This window comes from Devosia sp. (assembly GCF_030689745.1).
Lineage (GTDB): Bacteria > Pseudomonadota > Alphaproteobacteria > Rhizobiales > Devosiaceae > Devosia > Devosia alba.
Map to the genome: position 1 here is coordinate 1 of NZ_JAUYGL010000239.1, position 23,862 is coordinate 23,862.

The window sequence follows — 23,862 nt, forward strand, 5'->3', positions numbered from 1 at the left end:
CCCGCACCAGCGCATGCCCGGCGATCCAGCTTTGCTCTCCCAGCACCAGATGGCTGGTGAAAATGGCCGCCTCTGCCGCCACATAGGCAGTCGGATGAAAGCTGGCGCCCGCCGCTTGTGCAAGACGAGCCTGCCGCGCCCGATGCTCCGGCGACTCGATATCGGCTTGTGTGCGGTCCCAGGTCAGAAACTGCAGTCGCGCCTCGTGTTCGGCATGGCCCGTGACCTGGGGGTTTTCAGCGATAGGCGGTTTCATTGCTCACCAGCTCAAATATCTCAATCGACACCCTCCCCACCCGGGTCGCGCTCTGGCGCGCCCGAGTGCAGGCTCTTGCGGGGAGGGATCAAGGGTGGGGGCGGTTAGCCCCGATATCGTGGCTCTCAACACCCCCTCCCAACCTCCCCCGTCGAGGGGAGGTGCCGGCCGGTGGATGAGGCTGGATCAAGCCCACTATGCCAACCGCTCCAGCAGTGCCGGCTCGACCGCGAATTCCAGCGGCAGGCCCATGACGAACCGCTCCACTTCCTCGATCGCCAACTGCCCCAGCCGCAGCCGCTCCGTGCCAACTGCCCCGGCAATATGGGGCGTAAGAAATACATTGGGCAGGCTGTACAGCGGCGATCCCCGTTCGGGAATTTCCGGATCGGTTACGTCGATCACCGCATGGATGCGCCCGGTCTGCAATTCGGCGATCAGCGCTGCCTCATCCACCAGCGCCCCGCGCGCCGTATTGATGAAGGCGGCCCCGTCCTTCATCAGCTGCAATTCCCGTGCCCCGATCATGGCCCGCGTCGCGGGCAGCGACGGCGCATGCACCGAAACCACGTCCGAACGGGCCATCAGCGTGTCGAGGCTCACCAGTTCAGCGCCCGCCAGCACCGGATCGCCCATGCGCACAAACGGGTCGCTGACCAGCACCGTGAAGTCGAAGCCCGCCAGCATCGTCGCCACCTTGCGGCCGATGCGCGAGGCGCCCACCAGCCCGATGGTGCGATGGTAGTTTCCGATGGGCTCGTCCATCAGCGCATAGCTCGAGCGACGCCCCGGATCGGCCCGATAGCGGTCGCGCAGCTCGAATGCCCGCTTGTTGGCAAAAATGATCGAGGCCAGCGTATATTCGGCCACCGGCACCGCATTGGCATCGGCAGCATGGGTCACCCTGATGCCGGCATCATAGACTGCCGGGTCAAGCGTGTACTTCACCGTGCCCGCCGCATGCGCAATGAGCTTGAGATTGGGCGCCGCCCGCACCACGTCCGCCGTCACCATGGGGCAGCCCCAGCCGGTGACGAGGATATCGATCTGCCCCAGCACGCCACGTGCCGCCGGGCTGTCGAACTCTTCCAGCGGCGCCGTCTGCACCACGTCGCAGGTCCTGGCCAGCCGCGCCAGCGCCGCCGCGTCGAACACATGTTTGGTTTTGTCCGCCGCCAGGGCGAAGGCGAGTTTGGGGGCCATCAGAACCGCTCCGGCACCATTATGGCGCTGACATCCACGCCCTCGCGGGCAAACAGCGCCTCCAGGGCAGCGAGATCCGGGGGCGCAGGCGGCCGCGCCAGCAGCACCTCGGCCTCCGCCCCCGCCGGCAGCGCCATCGCCGCCGTCATCAGCACCGTCGTTCCCGCCGCGATATCGCCGCGCAATTGCGGCACGATGGTCTTGGAAACGATGAGATTGGTATTGGGAAGCGCCCTGTGCGCCCGCCCCTCGCGCGTCCCGCCAAGATCGACAATGGCGCTCACATCGGTCTGGCTTCTGGCCACCGCGCGTCCAGACTCGTCGATACAGCTATCGGCATTTGCATCGGCCCGACCAATGGCAAAGCCGCCTTCGGTGGCATGCAGCGCCCGCGGGGTCACGATCCGGTGCGCCCGCACATGCCAGCCATTGGCCGGAATGAGCCAGGTCTCGACCACGACATCGGCCCACGGCTTCCAGCGCGAGAACAGCGTGCTCTCGGCAATTTTCGCCACCTCATTGGTTTCCCGCACCCGGTAATGCCGGCCATCGTCGGAAAACGCCAGCGCCCCGTCGAACGCGCCCTGGTGATAGGCACGTTCGTCCACTTCCACCGAGAAACCATAGCGGCTGGAATAGACGAATTTGGCATATTTCTCGGTGCCATGGCGCATCTGCCAGTTCTGCTGCCCGCTCGACAAAGCCACCACATTGCCCTTGGTGTGCATCATCACCATGCCGGGATGCCTGAGCGGCACCGGCTTCTTGCTGGTCACTGCCGGGGTTTCCTCTGCCGTCCAGAACGGATGGTCCGCCGGCAGCGCCAGGGGCAGAAACGCCTTGAGCGCCCAATAGGGCGAGCCGGCCGAATTGTAGCTTTCGGACATCAAGAGGTCGGGATAGCCATAGCCGATGGAGAGAATGCCATCGCGGTTGGCGATCGGCTTGTCTGCCCACCAGCGCAGGTGGCGCATGAACTGCCCCTTGATCTCGCCCCAGGGCAGGGCCTCGAGGTCGGCAAAGGCCAGTGCACCCCAGAAGCCGCCACAGGCAAAGCGATAGGTGAGGCTCCGCCCAAAGGCGAGTGTGCCGCCATCCTCGTCGAACCAGTGGCGAATATCCCTGGCGAAGAGCTGCGCCCGCTCCTTGTAGGCAGCGACGCGCGCCTCGTCGCCGCGCGCCAGCCTGGCATAGATCAGCCCATAAAAGTGCATGGCAAAGGGAATGTAGTGGTCGATCCGCCTGATATTGCCATCGCGATACCAGCCGTCGCCGAGGTAGAATCCGTCCAGTTCCTCGAGATATTTCTCGGTCAGCGAGCGGTCGAACGCCACCCCGCATTCCTCCAGCCCCAGATCGACGAGGATGCGGAAGAACTTCCAGTTGTTGTCGGCATAATCGAAGCTGCGGGCATGCTTGAGATATGCCGCCAGATTGGCCTTGGCTTTCTCGTCCAGCGGCTCCCACACCAGTTGCGGCACCATCCGCATGGCAAAGCCGATCGCCGCCAGCTCCACCATGCGCTGGTCGGTCGAATTGACGGTGCCCCAATATTCGGGATGCTCGGGGTCGGTGCCATTGGCCAGTCCGCGCCGATAAAGTTCCCAGTGCTCGAAACTGCCGCCGCCCGCAGCCAGCGGCGTCACGCCCCAGAGCGGGCGCGCGAACCCTTCGAGGTCCGCCGCCGCCCGGTCGAAATGCGCCCCCGCCGCATCCAGCCGCACCCGCGCGCCGCCGTCGGAGAAGAACGGCAGCAGCGGATTGAACAGGTCATGCAGCGCGTTTTCCATATCGGCGCGGCTCTTGAGCGGATTGCCGTGCAGCGGATTGGCGCTCACTGGATCATAGGTCATTCAGGCAAATTCCTTGCGAACTCAGCAGTGGAGCCATCGCCCCCGCTTTGATGAACGTGTGGCCGCCGCGACGCATCCAGGCTCGCCTCCACGCCATGGCCGATGGGCGCGTCTTCATAGGCACCCTTCAATTCCAGCTTTTCGGCGAAGTGGCAGGCCGCTTCCTGCGCCGTGCCGTTGATCGGTCGCAGCGCCGGCTTGTCCTTGCGGCACACATCCTCGGCATATTTGCAGCGCGTGTGGAACGGGCAGCCGGCCGGCCGATTGCCCAGATAGGGAATTTCCCCGCGCACCTCTTTTTTCCGGCCCTTGCGCCGGAGCGGGTCGGCAATGGGCAGCGCTTCGAGCAGCAGTTCGGTATAGGGATGGCGCGGCTGCTCGAACAGCATCTCGGTGGGCGCGTTTTCCACCACATGGCCCAGATACATCACCACCACCCGGTCGGCGATGTAGTTGACCACCCCCAGATCATGGCTGATGAAGATGTAGGTCAGCCCGAACTCGTCCTTGAGGTCTTCCAGCAGGTTCAGCACCTGCGCCTGGATCGAAACGTCCAGCGCCGAGACCGCCTCGTCGGCGATCACCAGCCTGGGGTCGAGCACCAGCGCCCGGGCAATGCCAATGCGCTGACGCTGCCCGCCCGAAAAGGCATGCGGATAGCGCCCGACCGCCTCGGCCGGAATGCCCACCTTCTCCAGCGTCGAGATCACCCGCTCCTCCAGTTCCCGCCCTTTGCAGATGCGGTGGATGCGCAGGGGCTCGGCGACAATGTCGAACACCCGCATATTGGGGTTGAGCGAGCTCATCGGGTCCTGGAAGATCATGCGGATATCCTGCCGCCACGGCTTGATCTCCCGCTTGGAAAGCGCCGTCAGTTCGACATCGCCGCCCGATGTGGGGTGATACACCACCCTGCCCTCGCTGGTGCTTTGCGCCGCGATGATACAGCGCCCCAGTGTGGTCTTGCCGCAGCCGCTTTCACCCACAATGGCCAGCGTCTCACCTGCTTCCACACTCAAATTGATATCGGTCAGCGCATCGAGCCGCCTTTCCGGCCCGAACCAGCCACCCGAAAGCAGAAAGTGCTTTGAAAGATGCTCGACACTCAGCAATTTGCTCATGCTGGCTCCTCCACCGGCACGCGGGTCAGCAGATGGCAGCGCGCGTGGTGGCCATTGCCCACATCTGTCTGCGCCGGCCTGATCGTCGGACACGGCTCGAAAGCGTATGGGCAGCGGCTGGTGAAGGCGCAGCCTTCCGGCCGATCCTTGGGCGCCGGCACCGTGCCCTTGATTGGCGAGAGCCGCACCCGGTCAGCCTTGCGCGCCAGCTTGGGAATGGAGTTCATCAGGGCCTGGGTATAGGGGTGGCTGGGCCGGGCGAAGACGTCATAGACGCTACCCTGCTCCACCACATCGCCCAGATACATCACCGCCACCTCGTCGGCGATTTCGGCAACCACGCCCAGATCATGGGTGATGAACAGCATGGCCATGCCGAAATCGGCCTGCAGCTGCCGCAGCAGGTCAAGGATTTGCGCCTGCGTCGTCACATCCAAAGCCGTGGTCGGCTCGTCCGCAATCAGGATTTGCGGCGTACAGGCCAGGGCCATGGCGATCATGGCGCGCTGCCGCAGCCCCCCCGACAGCTGGAACGGATAAGCATCTGCCCGCTCCCGCGCGCCGGGTATCCCCACCTGATCCAGCAACGCCACGGTGCGCTCGCGCGCCGCCTTGGGCTTCAGCCCCTCGTGGATGATCATCATCTCGTCGATCTGGTCGCCGATGGTATGCACCGGGGAAAGCGAGCTCATCGGTTCCTGGAAGATCATCGCAATCTGGTTGCCGCGAATGGCCCGCAGCGGCAGGCTATCCGGCTTGAGCCGGGCAATATCGGTCGGCGCCTGACCCTCTGGCTCGAACCGGATCGACCCGCGCCGGATTTCGGCATTGTTGTCGAGCAACCGCAGCACGGCGCGCGCCGTCACCGACTTGCCGCAGCCGCTCTCACCCACCAGCGCCAGCGTCTTGCCTGGCGTCAGCGTCAGGTCCACCTGCCGCACCGCTTCGATATCGGCCTCGTCGGGCGAGGAGAAGCTGACGGACATGTCCTTGATGGTCAGGATGGGATTTTCGGCCATTGCTCTACCGCCCATGTGGATCGGCCGCATCGCGCAGCCCATCGCCAAAGAAGTTCATCGCCAGGATCACCACCACCACGCAGAGCCCCGGCGCCAGCAGCCAGGGTGCCGTGGCCAGCGTGCGGATATTCTGCGCGTCCTGCAGCAGCGTGCCCCAGCTGACGATGGGTGCCTGCAGCCCGAGCCCGAGGAAGGACAGCGCCGTCTCCGCCAGGATCATGCCGGGAATGGCCAGCGTCGCCGCAGCGATAATGTGGCTCATGAAGCTGGGCACCATATGCCGGGTGATGATGCGCCAGTCGCTGGCGCCGTCGAGCTGCGCCGCCGTCACGAAGTCCTCGGTACGAAGTGAAAGAAACCGTCCCCGCACCACGCGTGCCAGCTCGGTCCAGCCGATCAGCGACAGGATGATGGTAATGGCGAAATAGGTCTGCAGCGCCGACCAGTCCCTGGGCAAGGCCGCGGCCAGCCCCAGCCAGAGCGGAATGGTGGGCATGGAGCGGATGAATTCGATCACCCGCATCACGGCGCTATCGAACCAGCCGCCATAATAGCCGGCAAAGCCGCCGATCACGATGCCGAAGAACAGGCTTAGCGTCACGCCCGCCACCCCGATCGACAGCGAAATGCGCGTGCCGTGGATCAGCCGGCTCAGCATGTCGCGCCCCAGCCGGTCGGCGCCCAGGATGTAGAAGGGGTCGCGCGGGTTCTCGACCCCCATCAGCTTGACCGACATGGGGATGAACCCCATCAGCCTATAGGGCTTGCTTTCGACCAGGAACGACACCGGCAGGCGCACCGCCTCGTCGATCACGAAAGTCCGTCGCAGCGCCACCGGGTCGATCTCGGTCTTGTAGCCATAGACATAGGGACCGAACTGCCAGTTGCCGTCCTCATTGTGATGCAGGAAATGCAGCCCCTGTGGCGGCGCATAGGTGAAGCGCGCGCTATAGGCGGAGGGTTCGACCGGCGCGAGGAATTCGGCCAGCAGCGCCACCAGATAGAAAAGGCCCGCCACCCACAGGCTCACCACCGCCAGCTTGTGGCGCCGGAAGCGACGCCACATCAGCCCGAACTGGCTTTCGCGGCGCGGGCGGGGGATTGCGGCAGATGCGGTGGCAATCGGCATGGTTTCCACGGCCATTACTTGCTCCCGTAGCGGATGCGCGGGTCGATGAGGGCGAGCAGAATGTCAGAGATCACCGTGCCGATGACGGTCAGAACACTCAGCAGCAGGATGATCGCCCCCGCCAGATACATGTCCTGCGTGGTCAGCGAGCGCAGCAGCATCGGGCCGGCTGTGGGCAGGTTGAGCACGACCGAGACGATGACCGAGCCCGAGACCAGCGCCGGCAGCAGCCAGCCGATGGTTGAGATCAGGGGATTGAGCGCCAGTCGCACCGGATATTTGAGCACCACCTTCCATTCCGGCAGCCCTTTGGCCCGGGCGGTGGTGACATAGGGCTTTTGCAGCTCATCGAGCAGGTTGGCACGCAGGATGCGGATGAGTTCGGCCGTGCCTGCCATCGCCAGCACGAGCACCGGAGCCCAGGCGTGGCTGAGGAAATCCCAGATGCGCGGCAGGCTCCAGCGGGCATTCTCGAATTCGGGCGAGAACAGGCCCCCCATCGTGGTGCCGAACCAGATATAGGCCAGGTACATCAGGATCAGCGCGAACAAAAAATTGGGGATGGCGAGGCCGACAAAGCCGCCAATGGTGGCGAGGTAGTCGCCTAGCGAATATTTGCGCACCGCCGCATAGATACCGATGGGCAGGGCGACCAGCCACATGACCATCACCGCCATGCCTTCGATCATCAGGGAATTGCCCAGCCGACCCCAGATCAGCTCCCATACCGGGCGCTTCCATTCGAAGCTGTGGCCGAAATCGCCGCGCACCACGCCGGTGACCCATTTCCAGTATTGCACATAGAACGGCTCACCCAGCCCATATTGCCGGCGCAGGTTTTCGATGACCCTCGGATCGACCTGGTCGCCGGTCGACGACAGGGCAGCGATATAGCTCGTGAGATAGTCGCCTGGCGGCAGCTGGATGATGGCGAATGCCACGATGGATACCGCCACCAGTGTCAGCAGCATGGCGATGATGCGGTGAGTGATGAAGCCGGTCATAGCATCTTTCCCGAGAGGGTGGAGATTCCCCCCGCGGCGACTGGGCCGCGAGGGGATGAAGCGGAGGGAGGGTGCCGCTTATTCGAAGTACCAGGTCATCGGATTCGTCGCGGACGGGGTCGGGAGGAGCCATGCATTGAACATGCTCTCCGGCGCGTTCTTGAGGTTGTTCCGGATGATCGAATAGGAGTTCGGCATCAGGCTCACCCCGATGACCGGGAACTGTTCCTTGGTGATGGCCAGGACCTGGTTCATCAGCTCCGTGCGCTCATCGGGATCGGAGGACGCGCGGACCTGGTTGTAGAGCTCCATCTGCTGCTTGGCCCAATCGGCGGGTTCCTCGGCGATCTCAGGGCGCGTGCCGTTGAACCACTGTGCCCAGCGATAGGCCCAGACCGATTCATCGCTGAACGGCATGTAGTAGCGCGGGTCCTGCATCACCTCGAGGCCACCGTCGCCGGCCCAGACCTGGGCGTCATACTCGTTGCCCGGGCGCTTTTCGTAGAACAGCGTGCGGTCGATGTTGTTGAGCTCAATCTCGACACCAACAGCGGCAAGCTGCAGCTGCATGATTTCGAGCATGTCGATCCATTCCGGTCGCAGCGCGGAAATCACGTCGACCGTGATCTTGGCTGGATTGCCGTCGCTCATCAGGCGGATGCCGTCACCATTCGTCTCGGTCAGGCCGGCCGCCTCCAGATGCTGGATGGCAAGCTCGGGATTGAACTCGGTATACTGCTTGGCCAGTTCCTCGTCATACAACGGAGATTCCGGGCGCGGCGCCACCTGGAAGGGTTCGCCCTGGCCGGTAAACACCACGTCAACGATCTCCTCGCGGTCGATGGCATGGCTGATGCCGACGCGGAAGTCCTTGTTCCGGAACAGCTCGCGCTTGACCGGGTCTTCATGGCTGAAGTTGAGCTGCAGCACCAACGTGTTGGATGCCGAGGGAATGACCTCGCCCAGGTGATAGCCGCCCGCTTCCTGCCCATCAAAGAATAAGGGCTTGTTGGTGTTGGTCGCGATGTGACGTTCCTGGAAGTCGATCTCGCCATTGAGCGCGGCAAGCGTCAGTTCTTCGACACCGCCCTGACTGACGCGCATATCGAGACTGTCGATATAGGGAAGCTGGTTCCCTTCAACGTCGACCTTCCAGTAATAGGGATTACGCTTCCAGGTTACGCGCGCGGCATTGGCGGTCAGCGGCGTCTCAATCACCCAGCCGTAAAGCACGGGCAGGTCGGGATTGGCGAAGCGGATGGTTTCCCAGCCCCAGGCGCAGCGATCCTGCAGATGGAGCGCCCAGCTGGAAAAGCCGGCCGCTTCGGCTTCCGCCGCGGCATTCTCGTTGTAGGTCGGATGGAACTGGCTGCAATAGGCCTTCTGCAGCGACGTGATCTGGGTGCCGTTCACGCTCGCCAACTCGTCCATGAGCATGCCGTTTGGCTTGGGGAAGGTGAGCTTGAAGTTGTAGTCGTCGATAACCTCGATCGAAGCCGGATTGTTCTTGTTGTCGATCCAGCTCGCCGCCGCATAGTCGGGGTCGTGGAACATCTCAACGGTAAAGGCGATATCGGCGGCGGTGAATGGAGTGCCGTCCGACCACTTCACGCCTTCGCGCAGCTTGAAGGTATATTCAGTGGCCTCCGCATTGGCCTCCCAGCTTTCCGCTAGGTTCGGCTCCACGCTCTTCCAATCGCTGGCGAAGCGCACGAGGCCTTCATAGGCCACGGCCTTGACGATCAGGCCGTTGTCGCCACCGCCATTCATGCCCATGCGCCAGGTGCCGCCATATTGGCCGATACTGTCGCCCTCGACCACCAGCGGATTGGCCGGCAGGCGTTCGGCCACCGGCGGCAATGTGCCGGCCGATACCAGATCGTCGAACGTGGGTGATTGCTGCTGGGCCAGCGCCGGTGCGGCCGCGGCCATCATGGCCGCGAGGGCCACGGCTCCGGCCAAGCCCAAGACATTGTCTTTCCTCATCTTAGTCCTCCCTGTGCCGAAGCCAGGCTCCGGCGGTTGCATCTGGCTCCCGGCTGTTCCTCCCGGCCGGGCGCCCCGATAGTCCTTGCTCAGCGAGCAATACCCGCGCTCATGTAAGCGGCGAGATGGTGAGCGCGAGGCGGCCCTCCCGGCTCCGCTGCCGGGGTGTGAACACCACGCGAATAAGGTCGATGGCGGGCTGGTACTGCTTTTCCACCCGCTCATGCCGGTCGAGGCAAACCTCGAAATCACTGGCGTCATAGTCGACATTGACGCCGCCTCCGGCCTCCCCGATGGCCACCCGCCCTTCGCCGGCGGACACGGCCATGGGCGTCACCAGCACCGACTGGAACTGGCCGTCATCCCCGGCAAAGGCAAAACTGTCTTCGAGCAGCACGCGGCCATTTTCTGCCGCACGATCAAGGCTGAGGCTGCGCCGCAGCGACGAGAGACCCGCCGCGGCCGGATAGGCTGCGGCCATGTCCAGCTCCAGCCTGTCGCTCGCCGCACTATGGGAATGGTGCAGCACGCGGGCGCCATGATGACGCCCCTCGGCCTGTTCATGGCCGTTGACCACGGGCACTGAATGGCCGCGCGAGGAAGCCATGAGATTGTCGTAGCGCTCGGGTCCGAAATAGGCCTTGGAATAGCGGCCCCGGCCCGGATCGGTCAGCACCACCTTGCCGCCACTGACCACCATGAACGAGCCGATATCGTTCTGGTTGTGCATCTCGTCATTGTGCCCGCCCTTGACCGCCAGTCGCAGCGACTGGGAATCGGCGGGGTCGAGCCGGGCGATCATCCAGGCCATATCCGCGAACCAGTCATGCGCCGTGCCGCCAAAGGCCAGGTTGGTTTCGGGGAGCGGCCAGGCGAACTGCCGCAGGGGCCAGGCGAACTGGTTGAAATGCTCGACCGCGAAGTCGTTGCGCATGCCCAGTTCGGTCAGCGCGGGCAGGTCCAGACTTTCGGCAAGATGCGACAGCAGGCCGGACGGAAAGGTGGGATTGCTGTCAGAATCCGAAAAGCTGGCCCACACGCCCTGCGTCAGCACCGTCCGCAGCGGGAATTGCGCGATTTCCCTGACCAGCGGATCGGCCAGCAGGTTGATCTGCCCGCCCGTCCGCGCCTGCAGCAGATGCGCCAGCACGACGTAATTGCCAAAGCCATAGGACCAGTAATCGGGGCCCTCGGTCGAGCCGCCCTGGCTGTCAAAGGTTTCCAGATAATCGGCGAGGCTATGGAGGCCCCGCGTGATGATCGCGGCCAGCCGGTCCAGGTCGGCCTCGAGGTAGCAGGCGGCGCCGACCACGCCCGCCACGCAGACCGCAGTCCAGTTGTTGACCTGCTTTTGCGGCGTCGTATGCAGCCACCAGTGATCATTGCGCTCGAGAAATGGCGCAATGGCGCGGCGCTCGACTTCGCTGCGAATGCGGGCCCGCAGTTGCGGCGAGAGCGCCTCGCCCAGCAGATAATCCGCCTCCGCCAGGTCCAGCGCTGTCATCGCCGCGGCCAGGTCGAGCGTTGGCCGATCGGGGAAATCCAGCGTCCTGGCATGGGCCGGCCAGGCCCAGTTGGTTTCCTCAAGCCGCGCCCAGAGCAGGTTTTCCGCAGCGGCACTGAATTCTCCCTCACCGCCCAGCCATTCAGCCAGCACCAGCCGATAGAGCATGTTGCGGCGCCTTCGCTGGGCGTCTTCATAGCCCTCGCGCCGTCCGGTCCTGGCAAAATCGAGATAGAGTTCGGCCGGCAGCGCCGGAATGGGCGCGACAACATCCGCCCGCGCCGCTACGCGCAACTGGTCGATCCCCTCATTGCCCACCTGCGCCCGGATGGCGGCAAGGTCAGGCAGGCCGTGGCGCGGGAACGGCGCAAAGGCTGGGGCGCCCTCGAGCACCAGTCGCACATGCTTGACGTTCCAGCGACGCAGATCCATCCCGACTCCCTTGCGGCCATGCTCTGGCCGGTGTTTCGTGAGGCATCTGAAAGCTAGGCGAGTTTTTGCGCGATCGCAAGTATTTTGCGTAAATCACGCAAGTTACGCAAATTTGCTCATTTTGCATCGCGACGGCAATGACATAGGCTGGGTAAAAACCGGCAAGATGCAGGATATCCCCACCATGCCCGCCCTGTTCTTTCAGGATTCAGACCGAAAAGACCGTCTCGCCCTCGACCATGGTGACGCCGATTTCCAGCTGCTGCACCGCGGTCTCGCCGTCCATATGCTCGACCAGCAACCGCACAGCCCCCCGTCCGATCGCCTCGCGATCCACCCGCGTCGTGCTCAGCCGCGGCGTCGCCATGCTGGCCAGCGGCAGGTCGTCGAAACCGATAATCGAGAAATGCCGGGGTAGCGGGCTATCGGCGCCATAAATGCCTTCCAGCATCTCTACCGCCGCGATGTCGTTCCAGATGAAGGCAGCCGTGATGTCATGCTTGCCGGCCAGGATGTCGCCCAGCAATTCCTTGGTATGCCGCTCATCGGTATTGACCAAAGTCCCCACCGCCCCGGGCGTTCTGGCGATAGCCGTCTCAAACCCCCGCTGGCGTTGACGAATTGTCGGTCGGTAAAGATGCGTATAGTGCAGGATGCGCCGATGCCCCGCATCGAGCAGCCGCTGGGTGGCCATGAAGGCCCCGTAGAAATTGGCCGGCGACACCGAGCTCACCCGCATATTGGGGTCGCTGCCATTGACCAGGACCATGGGCACCTCAGCCTCGGCGGTCCAGGCGGCCAGCTCATCCCACGCATCGATCCCCGCCAGCAGCAGCCCCCCGGCATCGGCCTGGGCAATCTGTTTCTTGATCAGATCCAGCGTCACCGCCGACTCATTCACCAGCCGCACATCGAGCGCCATCCCGGCCAGAGCCGCCTGTGCCCGCATGCCCTCGACAATACCGAAATAGAACCCGCTGAGCCCGCTCGTAGCGCTGCCCAGCGGCACCAATGCCACCGCCCGCCTGTCGCCACTCACCGCCGCCATGCGATGCTTGGATTTGTATCCCAGCATCCGCGCCATCCGCTGGACATCGCGACGCACGGCGTCGCTGATACCGATCTCATTGGCGAGCGCACGCGACACCGTGCTCACCGAAACCCCGAGGCGTTCTGCGATATCAGCCTGGTTTGCGCGTCTCTGGAGTGCCACTGCTTCGCCTCGCTTTGCTACCAACGCAATATTTGCGTTTTTTGGGCAAAGCAAGCCCCGAGGCGGCTTATACTATGGCAGAAAGCGCCTTCCCGGCCATTCCATCGGCTCTCAATCCTGAACGGCGCCACCGCCCAAATGCTTGTTTGCCTCGTATTCGACCTGTCCAGTGGCAGCCGACACCCGAGCTGAGCTGGGCGTTTCCATGCACACTTTGCCAGCGGCAGATCTTTGCGAACACACTATAGGGCCAGCACTTGAGTGTCTGGGGGTTATCCCCCGCATTCCCGGGGGGGCGCGCCCTGTTCCACGATCGCATCGGCTGGCCGACTATGGAGCCACCGAACAAAGAGGTTTCAAGATGAGAAGACTGACCACGCTCGTCCTGCTGGCGATGACGTTGACCGGGCCAACCCTGGCGCAAGAAGCTGGGTTGCCCCTGCCCGCCGAACCCGCGGCTCATAGCCTGGAACGGGCAGATCTCGAGTCCTGGCTTGATGGGATCGTGCCCTATGCCTTGCAGGCCGGCGATATGGCGGGTGCTGTTGTGACCGTCGTTGCGGATGGCGAAGTCCTGGCGACCAAGGGCTATGGCGATGCCGACGCTGCAACCGGCAGGCCAGTAGACCCGGAGCGCACGTTGTTCCGCGCCGGCTCGGTGTCCAAGCTCATGACCTGGACCGCCGTGATGCAGCTCGTTGAAAGCGGAACGCTCGACCTCGACACCGACATCAACACCTATCTCGACTTCACCATTCCGCTCTTCAAGGGGCAGCCGATCACCCTGCGGAACATCATGACTCATACTGCCGGTTTTGAGGAACAGCTCAAACACGTGATTGCGTTCGACCCGCAGGACGCGGTGCCGTTTGAGGAGCTCGTGCGTGACTTCATTCCAGCGCGCATTTTCGCCCCTGGCACCACACCTGCCTATTCCAACTACGCCACGGCGCTGGCCGGCTACATCGTCCAGCGCGTCACCGGACAGTCGTTCGGCGAATATGTCGACGAGAATATCTTCACCCCGCTCGGCATGGAAAGCACGACATTCTCGCAGGAACTGACCGAAGCGCAGCTTGCCAATCTGTCCAATGGTTATGCCACTGCCACTGGTGAGCCGACACCTTTCGAACTGGTCGCCGCATCACCGGCCGGCGCTCTCACCGTCACCGCTCCCGACATGGCCCGGTTCATGCTGGCGCACCTGAACGAAGGGCGCCTGGGCGACGCGCAGATCCTTCAACCCTCCACCGCACGTCTCATGCATCAGCGAGCGTTGGCGACCATTTCTGCGCTCAACGGTATGGCCCTCGGCTTTTACGAGAGCGCCATCAACGGCCATCGGGTCATCAGCCATGGCGGCGACACGGTGACCTTCCACTCCGATCTCAACCTGTTCATCGATGAAGGAGTTGGCATTTTCGTCTCGATCAACAGCACGGGCGAGAACGCCGCTGCATATGATCTGCGGGCACTGCTGTTCTCGGGGTTTGCCGACCGCTACTTTCCGGGCGAAGAAACGCCGGTGCTCACCGATATTGAGCAAGGCAACGCCAGCCGCTTGGTTGGCCAGTGGACAGCTTCGCGCCGCGCCGCAACGAGTTTCGTGAGTCTGGCTGAGCTATTGGAGCCGACCACCATCACCGTTACCGAAGATGGCGCACTGCAGGGGACCAACCTGCCGATTCTGGGCGCCCCAGTGCGCAAGTGGATCGAGGTCGAGCCGTTCGTCTGGCAGTCGAGCAACAGCGATGAACGCCTCGCTGCGACAATCGACGAAACGGGTGCCGCCCGCTTCAGCCTCGACAGCGTGGCGCCCATCATGGTGTACGATCCAGTGCCGTGGCACCGTTCTGCCAGCTGGCTTATGCCTGCCCTCCTTGCAAGCCTGGGAGTTCTGGCGCTCACCGCCGCTCAGTGGCCTGCCGCGGCCCTGATCCGTCGTCGCTACGGCGCACGCCTCGCCCTGCCGGCTACAGCTCGTCTTGCCTATCACGGCCTACGAGCATCGGCTCTGGTGGTTGTCGTGGCATTCGTCGGCTGGCTCATGTTGCTGACGGCGATGTTCAACGATTTGAGCCTGTTGAGCACCAGGACCGACACCTTGCTGATGACCCTTCAGGTGATGACGGTGGCTGGCACGCTCACCCTGGGCGCCAGTGCGGCGGCCAATCTGGTGCATGCGATAGGTGACCGGCGGGGCGTTTGGTCGACGATTGTCGCCATCTTTCTCGTCTTGGCAACGATCGCTGTCGTTTGGGTGGCCTTTGTGTTCAACCTGCTGAAGTTCGGCACAAGCTACTAGGGGAGTGGATGATGAACCAGAACACACAATCCAAGACCCCATCCGTTGCACAGACGATTGGCTCTGCGTTCCGCTCGCTCTTTGACCGCGAGCGGTGGGCCCTGGTGCCGCGCCAGAGCGTGTTCCTGCTGACCGCCCTCCCCCTGGCCCTCACTGTCCCGGTAGTGATGATTTGCCTTGTTTCGATCGGCGCGGGACTGACAATACTGGGCGTCGGGATCGTCTTGTTGCTTGTGGCGGCATATTTGGCGAGGTGGTTTGGAGCGTTGGAGATCCGGCGCCTCGCCTGGGCCGGCGCTTCTCCCATCGAGCCGCCGATCTGGCCGGAGCTTGCGGCCCAGACCTGGCCGCAGCGCGTGCGGCTGGTTCTGTTCGATGGCCATCAGTGGAGTTATGTCGTTTATGGCGGACTCTACCTTGTGCTTGGCACCGTTACCGGCAGCGTAGCCCTGGTGTGGATCGCCAGCATCTTCACTGGCGCAACTCGTTGGCTCTGGAACGATTGGGCCGCCACAAGCCCCGAGGAACTCGCACAAGCCGGCCTCTGGTGGCCGACACTCTGGTCGCCGCCGCCCTTCCTGCACGGGCCGCTCACGATCCTCGCCTATACCGTGCTTGGTGCCGCCGCCTTGGTAGGGTTGCCATGGCTTACCCGCAACATGGTCGCTCTGCACGATCGGATCGCGAGGGTATTCCTTGGGCGATACAGTCCTGAGGAGATCGACGCCCAGATGGCAGGCCTGCGACGGTCGCGGCAGTCAGGCATGGCCGCCGAGGGTCGAACCCTGCGCAAACTCGAACGAGACCTGCATGATGGCCCCCAGCAACAGCTGCTGCGACTGCAGCTTGATCTCGCCGCCGCTCAGCGCAAGTTCTCCAGCGATCCAGAGCATGCTGCTCGCCTGGTCCAAGAGGCTGCGCTCCGGTCGGCGCAAACCCTGAACGAATTGCGCAGTCTGGTGCGCGGCCTGGCGCCGCCGATCCTGCAGGATCGCGGCCTGGCAGCCGCATTGGCTGCCCTGGCTGAACGAAATGCCATACCAACGACGGTATCGACTGCATTCGATCCAAATTTGGAGATTGAGGCCGCCGTGCAGCAGGGCATCTATTTCGTCGTTGCCGAACTGCTTGCGAATACGATCAAGCACAGTACCGCAAGCAGCGTTGCCATAGTCTGCCGGACCGACGCGGCGGAGCAGACTGTTGTGGTAACGCTTGTTGATGATGGGCAAGGTGGGGCCAAGCTGTTGCCAGGACATGGCCTGTCGGGCATTGCCGAACGGGTCGAAGGGCTTGGCGGCCAGTTCTCCATCGCCAGCCCACAGGGTGGTCCGACCACCGCCACCCTGCGCATTCCAGCCGGGCTTTCTTGAGGAAGATGATTTGTCAAAGCACCCGCAGCAAATTGCCATTGTCGAAGACTCGGTGCTGCTGCGTGAAGGTTTGGTAAGGCTGATCGAGGAAGCCGGCTTCATTGTTGCCGGCGCCTTCGCCGATGGCGACGAGTTCACGCAGGCGCTGCCCACCCTTGAGCTTGATCTGGTGGTCATGGACGTTCGGATGCCACCAACCTTTACTGACGAGGGTCTCAAGGTCGCCATCGCTTTGAGGCAGGAGCGCCCCAAATTTCCCGTGCTTATCCTCAGTCAGTTCGTTGAAAGTCTCTATGCGCAGGAGCTCTTTGCGGATGGGCAGGGCTTCGTCGGTTATCTGCTGAAGGATCGCGTGGTGGCCATCGATGCCTTCTACGAGGCAATCGAGCGGATCGTTTCCGGCGGAACGGTACTCGATCCTGAAGTGGTCAGCACCTTGCTCAAGGCGCGTCAGGATCCCCTGCAGTCGCTGACGCCCCGGGAGCGGGACGTAATGGGGGCAATGGCAGAGGGGCTCACCAACGCGGCAATCGCCCGTCGGTTCGATATTGGGGCGGGAACAGTGGAAAAGCACATCTCCACGATCTTCTCCAAGCTTGGCCTGTTCGACGATCAACAGGAGCATCGTCGCGTGCTCGCCGTACTGGCGTGGCTACGGGGCCACTAAGCGATCCATAGCGAAGGCGCTCGGTCAGCGATTTGACCATGGCCTGGCAGCGCTTCACTCCAGAACTTGCTCGCAAAGTCCTCTGCAGGCGATCTACTAATCCATCGCGAACGCGCCTCGCCTTGCGCCACACCTCCACCTGCCACCCCTTGACCTGCCCGACGGTTCTTTTTATAACCGAACGGTCGGAAATAAAAGAGGTGATGATGGGCCGAAAGCGGACGATTGATCAGCAAGGCATCCTCGATGCCGCCGAGAGGGTCGTGGCAAGAGATGGCGCCGCCAATCTCTCGCTTGAGCGCGTGGCGACCGAGGCGGGGATCAGCAAGGCCAGCGTTCTTTATGACTTCAAGACCAAGCAGGCTGTGCTGGAAGCTGTCGTGGAGAGGGCATTTGCCCGCGACAACGCAATGCACAGCCAGATTGAAGCAGGTCTTGAGAGTCAAGAAAACCAGACGATCACCGGCAGGGTATTGGGCGCCAAGGCGCCTATTTCCGACCCCTTCCGCAATGCCGCCCTTAACCTGAGCGCGGCGTTGGTGCTGAATAAGCCGCTCCGCGCCAAGATGCAGGCCAATCAGGCCAAAGTTATCGAGAATGTTCACCGGACCGCTTCATCTCCAAGAGGGGCGCAGTTGGCATATCTCGCCCTTGAGGGCCTGAAGCTGCTGGAAAATCTGGACTTTCATCGTTTCGATATCGAGGAGCGACACCGAATTCTGCGCGAAGTCCTTTGGCTTGCCGACGTCGAACCACAGGAACGTCCGCTGCCCGAGACCGATTAGCAACCACCACAACAGGATACCACCATGTCTACCAATACGGAGGCGAGTGCATCGCCGGCCGCGAGCGCGCTCGCGCCGCATTTCCCGAAACCCATTTTCATCACCGGCGCCAGTGGCTATGTCGGCCGCAATCTGGTCCGACACTTCCTGGCCGCAGGAACCGATGTCATTGGGCTGACCAGAAGCGAGAAGGGCGCCCAACTTTTGCGAGAGCTCGGCGCTACGCCGGTTGTTGCGGACATTGTTTCGACCGACCTCGTCGAGGCAATGAGGGGCTGCGGCGCTCTGGTGCACGCCGCAGCGAACACAGATCACGGTCTGTCCACCGAAGTGCAGCAGAAGACCAATCAGGAGGGTACCCGTCGCGTCTTCCAGGCTGCTCGACAGGCCGGTATCGGGCGGGCCGTGCACATCAGCAGCGAATCCGTGCTTGCCGATGGGCGCCCCATCGTCAACGCCGACGAATCCTGGCCCCTTCCGCGCCGTCCAGCCGGCGGCTACTCACGCAGCAAAGCTGCAGCGGAAAAGGCGGCGCTGTCATTCAACTCGACAGAGTTCAGTGTGATGGTTGTCCGACCCCGCTTTGTCTGGGGGCGAGACGATACCACCGCGCTGCCCTTTCTGGTGCAGGCTGCACGATCGGGGCAGATGGCATGGATCAACGGGGGGACCTATTTGACCTCGACAACTCACATCGCCAATCTCTGCGTGGGCATCGAGCTGGCCCTCGTGAAGGGCTCGGGCGGGGAGGTTTACTTCATCACCGACGGCGCGCCGGTCGAGTTTCGCAGCTTCATTTCCCAGGTCCTGGAGACCCAGGGTGTGGCTGTCCCGGAGAAATCGGTGCCACGCGCCCTGTTGAGGACCATTGCCAGGATCGGTGATGCCCTGGGCACACTCTCAGCCGGCAAGATCGCCGCGCCTTTGACGATGCAATCCTATGCAACATCAGCTGTGGAGGTGACTCTCGATATCAACAAAGCCAGCACACAGCTGGGCTACTTTCCAGGATTTTCGAGGGAGGCTGGCCTTGCGGAGTTGCGAGAGCAGGCCGACCAAGCGCGCCAAGCTGCTAGCCAAGCGCAACGCGAATAGGCAGCACCTGCGATGGCGGCGTCACGCCGGTACACCTTTCTGACGGTCGTGCCTGGATATGTGAGAATCTCGTCATCGCGGTGTGAGTGCATGGCGATCATCTGACGTCGATCTTGTCATCGACTCGGTCGGCGGCCCCACAACCAGCCGTTTCCTGAGAACACTGAAGCGTGGAGCGTTGTTTCTCGCCTTTGGCCTGGGGGGTGCCTCCGGCGGTGATGTGGCACAAAAAACTCGGCGCGACGATCTCGCCCACGCAGGTGCGCTCCAGCGGCGATCAACTCGCGCAGATCTCACAGTTGCCGGATGACGACACGGTCAGGGTTGCCGCGTGCAGCATTGGCAGCTTCGCGCTCGCCCGTTTGCGCACCTTCTCCGGCAAGATAGAGCGCGAATTCTCCGCCATCCTGGGAAGTCGCGAATGGGCCGGGATGGACCTCGATGGAATTGACGCGTCCCGAGATGACAAACGTCAAACTCCTTGCTCGCTGAACAGACAGTTTCTCGGCGGGGATACTCCAGTGAGAGTACGCGCCACCTCCTGTGGGCGGATGCGGCCGCTAATGGTTGCCGTCATCATGGTGGGAGACACAAACGTCGGAGCAAAACCAACATGAAGCCGATAGCAAAACCCCAAAAGAACCTTGTGATGGGACGCCGCAACTTTCTAAGTGGCGCGGCAGCACTTGGTGTTGGTGCCGGATTGTCCGCACCCGCCATTATCTCGCGCGCCTCCGCGCAAGAGATTTCGGAGATCGCATTGCGCGATCAAGACTTGCCATTCATTGGCGTGGAAGAGACCTTTTCTACCCCTGATCTGATGGCGCTGAACTCCATCAACCAGGATCATATAGATTTCCTCACGGAAATTGGGCTTGCCGACCTCGGCAGGGCCCGCGTCGACTTGATGGATCAGGCCGGTCTCAACATTGCAATCCTCTCCGCGCATACGCCGGCCGTGCAGAATGTCCCAGGTCAGGAGGGCATCGATTTTGCCTATCGCCTCAACAAAGGGCTTGTGGATGGGCCAATGGCCGCCCATCCGGGACGGTTCCAGGCCTTTGCAACCCTGCCGTTGCAGAGTCCGCAGGCCGCAGCGGACGAACTGGAGCGCGCTGTTCGCGAAGACGGCTTCCTGGGAGTTCTGACCAATGGGCATATCGGGAAAAAATTCCTTGATCATCCCGATTTTGAGCCCGTGCTGGCGCGTGCCGAAGCCCTCAATGTGCCGATTTACCTCCATCCCGGCTATCCGGCTGACGAAGTCTTCCAGATCTATTACGACACGACGCGGTCAGAATACAAGGAAGAGTACCAGGACTATATCTTCAGTGGTTCGGGATATGGATGGCACCAGGAGGTGCTAACTCAGTGCGTCCGAATGATCATTTATGGGGTTTTCGATAGATTTCCCAAACTGCAGATTATTGTCGGCCACATGGGGGAGGGTCTCCCGTTCTACTACGAGCGCATCGTGAACGACTTGGGCGGGTCGACCGAAAATTCACTGAAAAAACCCTTGGGGCAATACTTCCAAGACAATTTCTGGTTCACGACCAGCGCATTTTTTCAGGATGACCTGCTCCACCTCCTGCTGAAGTACATCAGTGTGGATCGGCTGATGTTTGCAACCGATTACCCCTTTGCAGACATGAAGGAAGGAACCGACTGGTTCCGGGCAGTGGATCTGCCACGTGAAGCCAAGGAGAAAATTGCCTTCCGAAACGCGGAAAAGCTTTTCGGCATAAAGGTTTGACGCATCCGCACTAGATGGACGGATGCGGCCTGATTTCATGTCAGCGGCCGGCACGAACGGAGATCACTTGGGCTGTATCCTCAGGATACAGCCAAAGGGTGCCGGATCGAGCATCGGCGCATTTTTGCCAATTGGATGCGATCGCTGTCGGAGAGTGAAAGTTAGCCGAACCACGCCCGGGACTTCTGCAGCGTTCCAGTCCTGAAAAATGTCGCAAAGCAACTGAAATGATCGGCGCGCCCTCCCTGAAACGAAGTTCTCGGGCGGATATACTCCACCAAGAGTACGCATTGCCTCCTGTGGTTGGATGCGGCCGCCGGCGACCCCCCTCATAGTGGTGGACCCAACCACTCATCGGAGCTCTCGTATCACATGGACCTATGGAATGAGCTCATCTCACCACTCGTGACGTCGCCCTGCATCTACGTCCTGGTCTTCGTATTCGTCCTAATCGATGCTTTCTTCCCTCCGATTCCGAGTGAGTTGGCCGTCGTCGGTCTCGCCGCACTCTCAGCGTCAACAGGGACACCCGAAATGTACCTGCTTGTAGCGGCAACGATCCTGGGCGCCGTGTGCGGCGACAACATTGCCTACCAGCTCGGAAAGTGGCTCGGACAGGAGCGGATCAGCCAGTCGCGGTTCCCCGCGGTGGCCAGCGCGAGTCAGTGGGCGCGTGAGGAATTGAACCGGCGGCCGGTGCTGATCATCCTGACCGCGCGCGAGATCCCGATTGGCCGGACTGCGGTGAACATGACTGCTGGAGCAACAGGCTTTCCATGGCGTCGGTTCGCGCCGATTTCGGCCATCGCTGGCACGGCATGGGCGAGCTACACGATTCTGATCGCCGTGTTCGTAGGGACGTGGCTTTACCAGAACCCCTTCCTGGCTGTGTCAGTCGCAATACTCCTCTCATTGGTGGCAGGCCTCTGCATCGAACGGGTGATCAAGCTGCTCTCGAGTTGCGGTCGCTAGTGTGGACAGAACCAACAGACCTCAACCGGCCTGTCGGTTAGCGTAGTGAGAGCCGGCAGACGGCACCACCGATCGAGAAGGCCCGCGGCTGGCGGCAAATGTCCAAGGCAAGTCAGGGCGACGCCCGCTCCGAGTGCTCCGTGCGCGCGCAAGCTAAAAAACCCCTTGTGCTGATACCGTGCGGGAGCCGTCAGAGGTGGTGATCCCAAATCGTGAGCACCCCGCGCAGAGAGTTGGCCGGCGTGCTCGTTTGTTGAAACGAATTTCTCGGGCGGGTATACTCCACTAAGAGTACGCGTCACCTCCTGTGGGTGGATGCGGCCGCTGATGGTTGCGGTCATCATGGTGGGACACCAACCACTCATCGGAGGTCTCGTGTACTCGCATCCAGATTCCACAGTCGTCGATCGGCAGTCCGCGAGCGCGGGCGGCCACCTCGTAGTCGTCGACGGCCGCGTGCACGACGTGATGAAGGGCCTGGGCCGATGAGCCAGATGGTGCGCAGCCCGGTCCAGAGCGTGTTCGCGAGCCGGGGCCGGTTACTTTCCTTGGACGCGACGTTGGTGGTGTCGTGACCGAGGAGGAGCATCGAAACGGTCGCGTTGATCTTGCTGTGCTTGTCGCCGCGTTGGCGCTATCGATCGGCATGTTGCTCAGCGAGCCGGACGTCGTGGCCGGACGGCAGCTCTCAGGCATCGCGATGGCGGCCGTCGCCGCAGTGCTGCTCGTCGTCGGCGGCGATCGATTCAGTCGCGCTACCGTCGTGGCGATCGGCGTGCTCGACATCGTCACGCTCACATGGACCGCCAGCCCGGTCGCGCTGCGACCGCTGCTCGCCGTGGCTCTGTTCCGTCTCGTGCGCCGGAGCGACGATCGTTCTGTGATCTGGTTCGGGTCATTCATAGCGATCGTGGTGGCCAGCGTCGGGCTGCAGGTCGATGATGAACCGTTATGGTTCGAATGGGCCACCGACGCAGCCGTTCTTCTGCTCCCGATCGCCGCCGCCGAAGCCCTTCGCTCCAACGTGCGGCGTCGAGCGGACGCCGTGGAACGCCAGGTCGCCGAGCGGCTCCAGGCGGAACGCCTTCGCATCGCCTACGACCTGCACGACATCGTCGCCCATTCGTTGTCGGCGATCACCGTCCGGTCGGGAATTGCAGCCCATGGGTTCGAGCGCGATCCCGCCGCCGCTCACACTGCGCTCGTCGAGATCAACGACACAGGCCGACGATCGCTCGACGAGCTGAGATCCCTCCTCGGGCTCCTCCGGTCCGACGAGTCGGTCCCGCTTCGCCCGGTACCGGGGGCCACCACCACCCTCGGCGACGTCGTCGCTGCCGCCGGGCACTCGGAGGGGGTCGAGGTGGTCGAGGACGGTCGCTATCCTGCAGGCGTGGCGGAGAGCACCGTGGTGACGGTGCACCGCATCGTGCACGAGTGCCTGGTCAACGTTGCTCGCCACGCTGGCGACGTCCCCGCGATCGTCCGGCTCCGGCACGCGGACGGCGGCGTGCACGTGACCGTGTCGAACGACGCCCCGGCCATCGAACGTGTTGCGGCGCCGGGCACCGGCATCGGCCTGATCGCCATCCGCGAGCGAGCGGAGCTCCTCGGTGGCACCGTCCACGCCGGACCCACCGAGGACGGCGGGTTCATGGTGCGCGCGTTCGTGCCATACCAAATACCCGGCAGGTGGGAGGCATGACCCCTCGGCTCGACGCGCCTGCCGTGGCCAAGCGCAACATCCGCGTGCTGCTCGTCGACGACCAGGAGTTGGTGCGCCGCGCGTTCGCAGCACTGCTCGCCAACGAAGCCGGTATCGAGGTCGTCGGTGAGGCCGGCGACGGCGCGCAGGCGATCGCCGAGACCCGGCGGACACGCCCCGACGTCGTGCTGATGGACATCCGCATGCCCCGCATGGACGGTCTCGCCGCGACGCGAGCGATCTGCAGCGACGAACGGCTCAGCGCCACCAAGGTGCTCGTGCTCACCACCTTCGCACTCGATGAGTACGTCTACGAGGCGCTCAGAGTTGGTGCCTCCGGCTTCCTGCTCAAGGACACCCCACCGCGACTCCGGCTCGAGGCGATCGCCGCCGCCGCCGCCGGTGATGTCCTCATCTCACCGGCGATGCCCAGGCGGTTCGTCGCCGACTTCGTTCGCCGGCCGATCATGCGTCCCGGCGACCC

19 protein-coding genes and 1 pseudogene are annotated in these 23,862 nt (G+C 62.8%); 10 read left to right on the forward strand and 10 right to left on the reverse strand.

Translation table 11 applies throughout. The annotated features are described in order from the left end of the window. The 10 genes and pseudogenes from Q8O80_RS21190 to Q8O80_RS21235 form a co-directional block, all read right to left on the reverse strand. Positions 1 to 256: pseudogene (locus tag Q8O80_RS21190) on the reverse strand (acyltransferase); the annotation flags it as partial. Between the two features lie 195 nt (positions 257 to 451). Beyond that, a complete protein-coding gene (locus tag Q8O80_RS21195) occupies positions 452 to 1,462 on the reverse strand; it encodes a hydroxyacid dehydrogenase (protein ID WP_305583116.1) in 1,011 nt (336 codons plus the stop codon). Beyond that, positions 1,459 to 3,312 (reverse strand): DUF2264 domain-containing protein, encoded by a 1,854-nt coding sequence (locus Q8O80_RS21200; protein ID WP_305583082.1) that lies wholly within the window; start codon positions 3,310 to 3,312, stop codon positions 1,459 to 1,461. The genes Q8O80_RS21195 and Q8O80_RS21200 overlap by 4 nt, the downstream gene beginning before the upstream one ends. After that, complete coding sequence (locus Q8O80_RS21205; RefSeq protein WP_305583084.1) at positions 3,309 to 4,433, reverse strand: ABC transporter ATP-binding protein; 1,125 nt, start codon at positions 4,431 to 4,433, stop codon at positions 3,309 to 3,311. The genes Q8O80_RS21200 and Q8O80_RS21205 overlap by 4 nt, the downstream gene beginning before the upstream one ends. Beyond that, positions 4,430 to 5,452: an ABC transporter ATP-binding protein gene (locus tag Q8O80_RS21210; RefSeq protein WP_305583086.1), complete on the reverse strand. Its 1,023-nt coding sequence runs from the start codon at positions 5,450 to 5,452 to the stop codon at positions 4,430 to 4,432. Before Q8O80_RS21210 ends, Q8O80_RS21205 begins: the two co-directional genes overlap by 4 nt. Before the next feature lie 4 nt (positions 5,453 to 5,456). Further along, a complete protein-coding gene (locus Q8O80_RS21215) occupies positions 5,457 to 6,581 on the reverse strand; it encodes an ABC transporter permease (protein WP_305583118.1) in 1,125 nt (374 codons plus the stop codon). A 14-nt stretch (positions 6,582 to 6,595) separates the two neighbouring features. Then, positions 6,596 to 7,585, reverse strand: a complete 990-nt coding sequence (locus tag Q8O80_RS21220) for an ABC transporter permease (protein WP_305583088.1) — start codon at positions 7,583 to 7,585, stop codon at positions 6,596 to 6,598. Between the two features lie 78 nt (positions 7,586 to 7,663). After that, positions 7,664 to 9,571 (reverse strand): ABC transporter substrate-binding protein, encoded by a 1,908-nt coding sequence (locus Q8O80_RS21225; protein WP_305583090.1) that lies wholly within the window; start codon positions 9,569 to 9,571, stop codon positions 7,664 to 7,666. Positions 9,572 to 9,680: 109 nt separating this feature from the next. After that, positions 9,681 to 11,507, reverse strand: a complete 1,827-nt coding sequence (locus tag Q8O80_RS21230; RefSeq protein ID WP_305583092.1) for a heparinase II/III family protein — start codon at positions 11,505 to 11,507, stop codon at positions 9,681 to 9,683. Positions 11,508 to 11,715: 208 nt separating this feature from the next. Beyond that, a complete protein-coding gene (locus Q8O80_RS21235; protein WP_305583094.1) occupies positions 11,716 to 12,720 on the reverse strand; it encodes a LacI family DNA-binding transcriptional regulator in 1,005 nt (334 codons plus the stop codon). 361 nt (positions 12,721 to 13,081) lie between these two features. Here Q8O80_RS21235 and Q8O80_RS21240 point away from each other — a divergent pair, with 361 nt between their 5' ends. The 10 genes from Q8O80_RS21240 to Q8O80_RS21285 all read left to right on the forward strand — a co-directional run. Next, entirely contained in the window at positions 13,082 to 15,025 is a 1,944-nt protein-coding gene (locus tag Q8O80_RS21240; RefSeq protein WP_305583096.1) for a serine hydrolase, read from the forward strand. Further along, positions 14,926 to 16,398, forward strand: coding sequence for a sensor domain-containing protein (locus Q8O80_RS21245; protein ID WP_305583098.1), 1,473 nt, complete (start codon positions 14,926 to 14,928; stop codon positions 16,396 to 16,398). Before Q8O80_RS21240 ends, Q8O80_RS21245 begins: the two co-directional genes overlap by 100 nt. Positions 16,399 to 16,408: 10 nt before the next feature. Further along, entirely contained in the window at positions 16,409 to 17,065 is a 657-nt protein-coding gene (locus Q8O80_RS21250; protein ID WP_305583100.1) for a response regulator transcription factor, read from the forward strand. 38 nt (positions 17,066 to 17,103) lie between these two features. Continuing rightward, on the forward strand, positions 17,104 to 17,850 hold the full coding sequence (locus Q8O80_RS21255; protein WP_305583102.1) for a TetR/AcrR family transcriptional regulator: 747 nt from the start codon (positions 17,104 to 17,106) through the stop codon (positions 17,848 to 17,850). Positions 17,851 to 17,874: 24 nt separating this feature from the next. Then, positions 17,875 to 18,945, forward strand: coding sequence for an NAD(P)-dependent oxidoreductase (locus Q8O80_RS21260; RefSeq protein ID WP_305583104.1), 1,071 nt, complete (start codon positions 17,875 to 17,877; stop codon positions 18,943 to 18,945). Positions 18,946 to 19,115: 170 nt separating this feature from the next. Next, the gene (locus Q8O80_RS21265; RefSeq protein WP_305583106.1) at positions 19,116 to 19,562 is read left to right on the forward strand and encodes a hypothetical protein; all 447 of its coding nucleotides are present in this window, start codon (positions 19,116 to 19,118) and stop codon (positions 19,560 to 19,562) included. After that, complete coding sequence (locus Q8O80_RS21270) at positions 19,559 to 20,701, forward strand: amidohydrolase family protein (protein ID WP_305583108.1); 1,143 nt, start codon at positions 19,559 to 19,561, stop codon at positions 20,699 to 20,701. Before Q8O80_RS21265 ends, Q8O80_RS21270 begins: the two co-directional genes overlap by 4 nt. A gap of 372 nt (positions 20,702 to 21,073) precedes the next feature. Next, a complete protein-coding gene (locus Q8O80_RS21275) occupies positions 21,074 to 21,673 on the forward strand; it encodes a DedA family protein (RefSeq protein WP_305583110.1) in 600 nt (199 codons plus the stop codon). A 571-nt stretch (positions 21,674 to 22,244) separates the two neighbouring features. Continuing rightward, entirely contained in the window at positions 22,245 to 23,378 is a 1,134-nt protein-coding gene (locus Q8O80_RS21280; protein ID WP_305583112.1) for a sensor histidine kinase, read from the forward strand. After that, positions 23,375 to 23,862 (forward strand): response regulator transcription factor (locus Q8O80_RS21285; protein ID WP_305583114.1); only part of this gene is annotated, 488 nt, incomplete at its 3' end. The genes Q8O80_RS21280 and Q8O80_RS21285, both read left to right, overlap by 4 nt.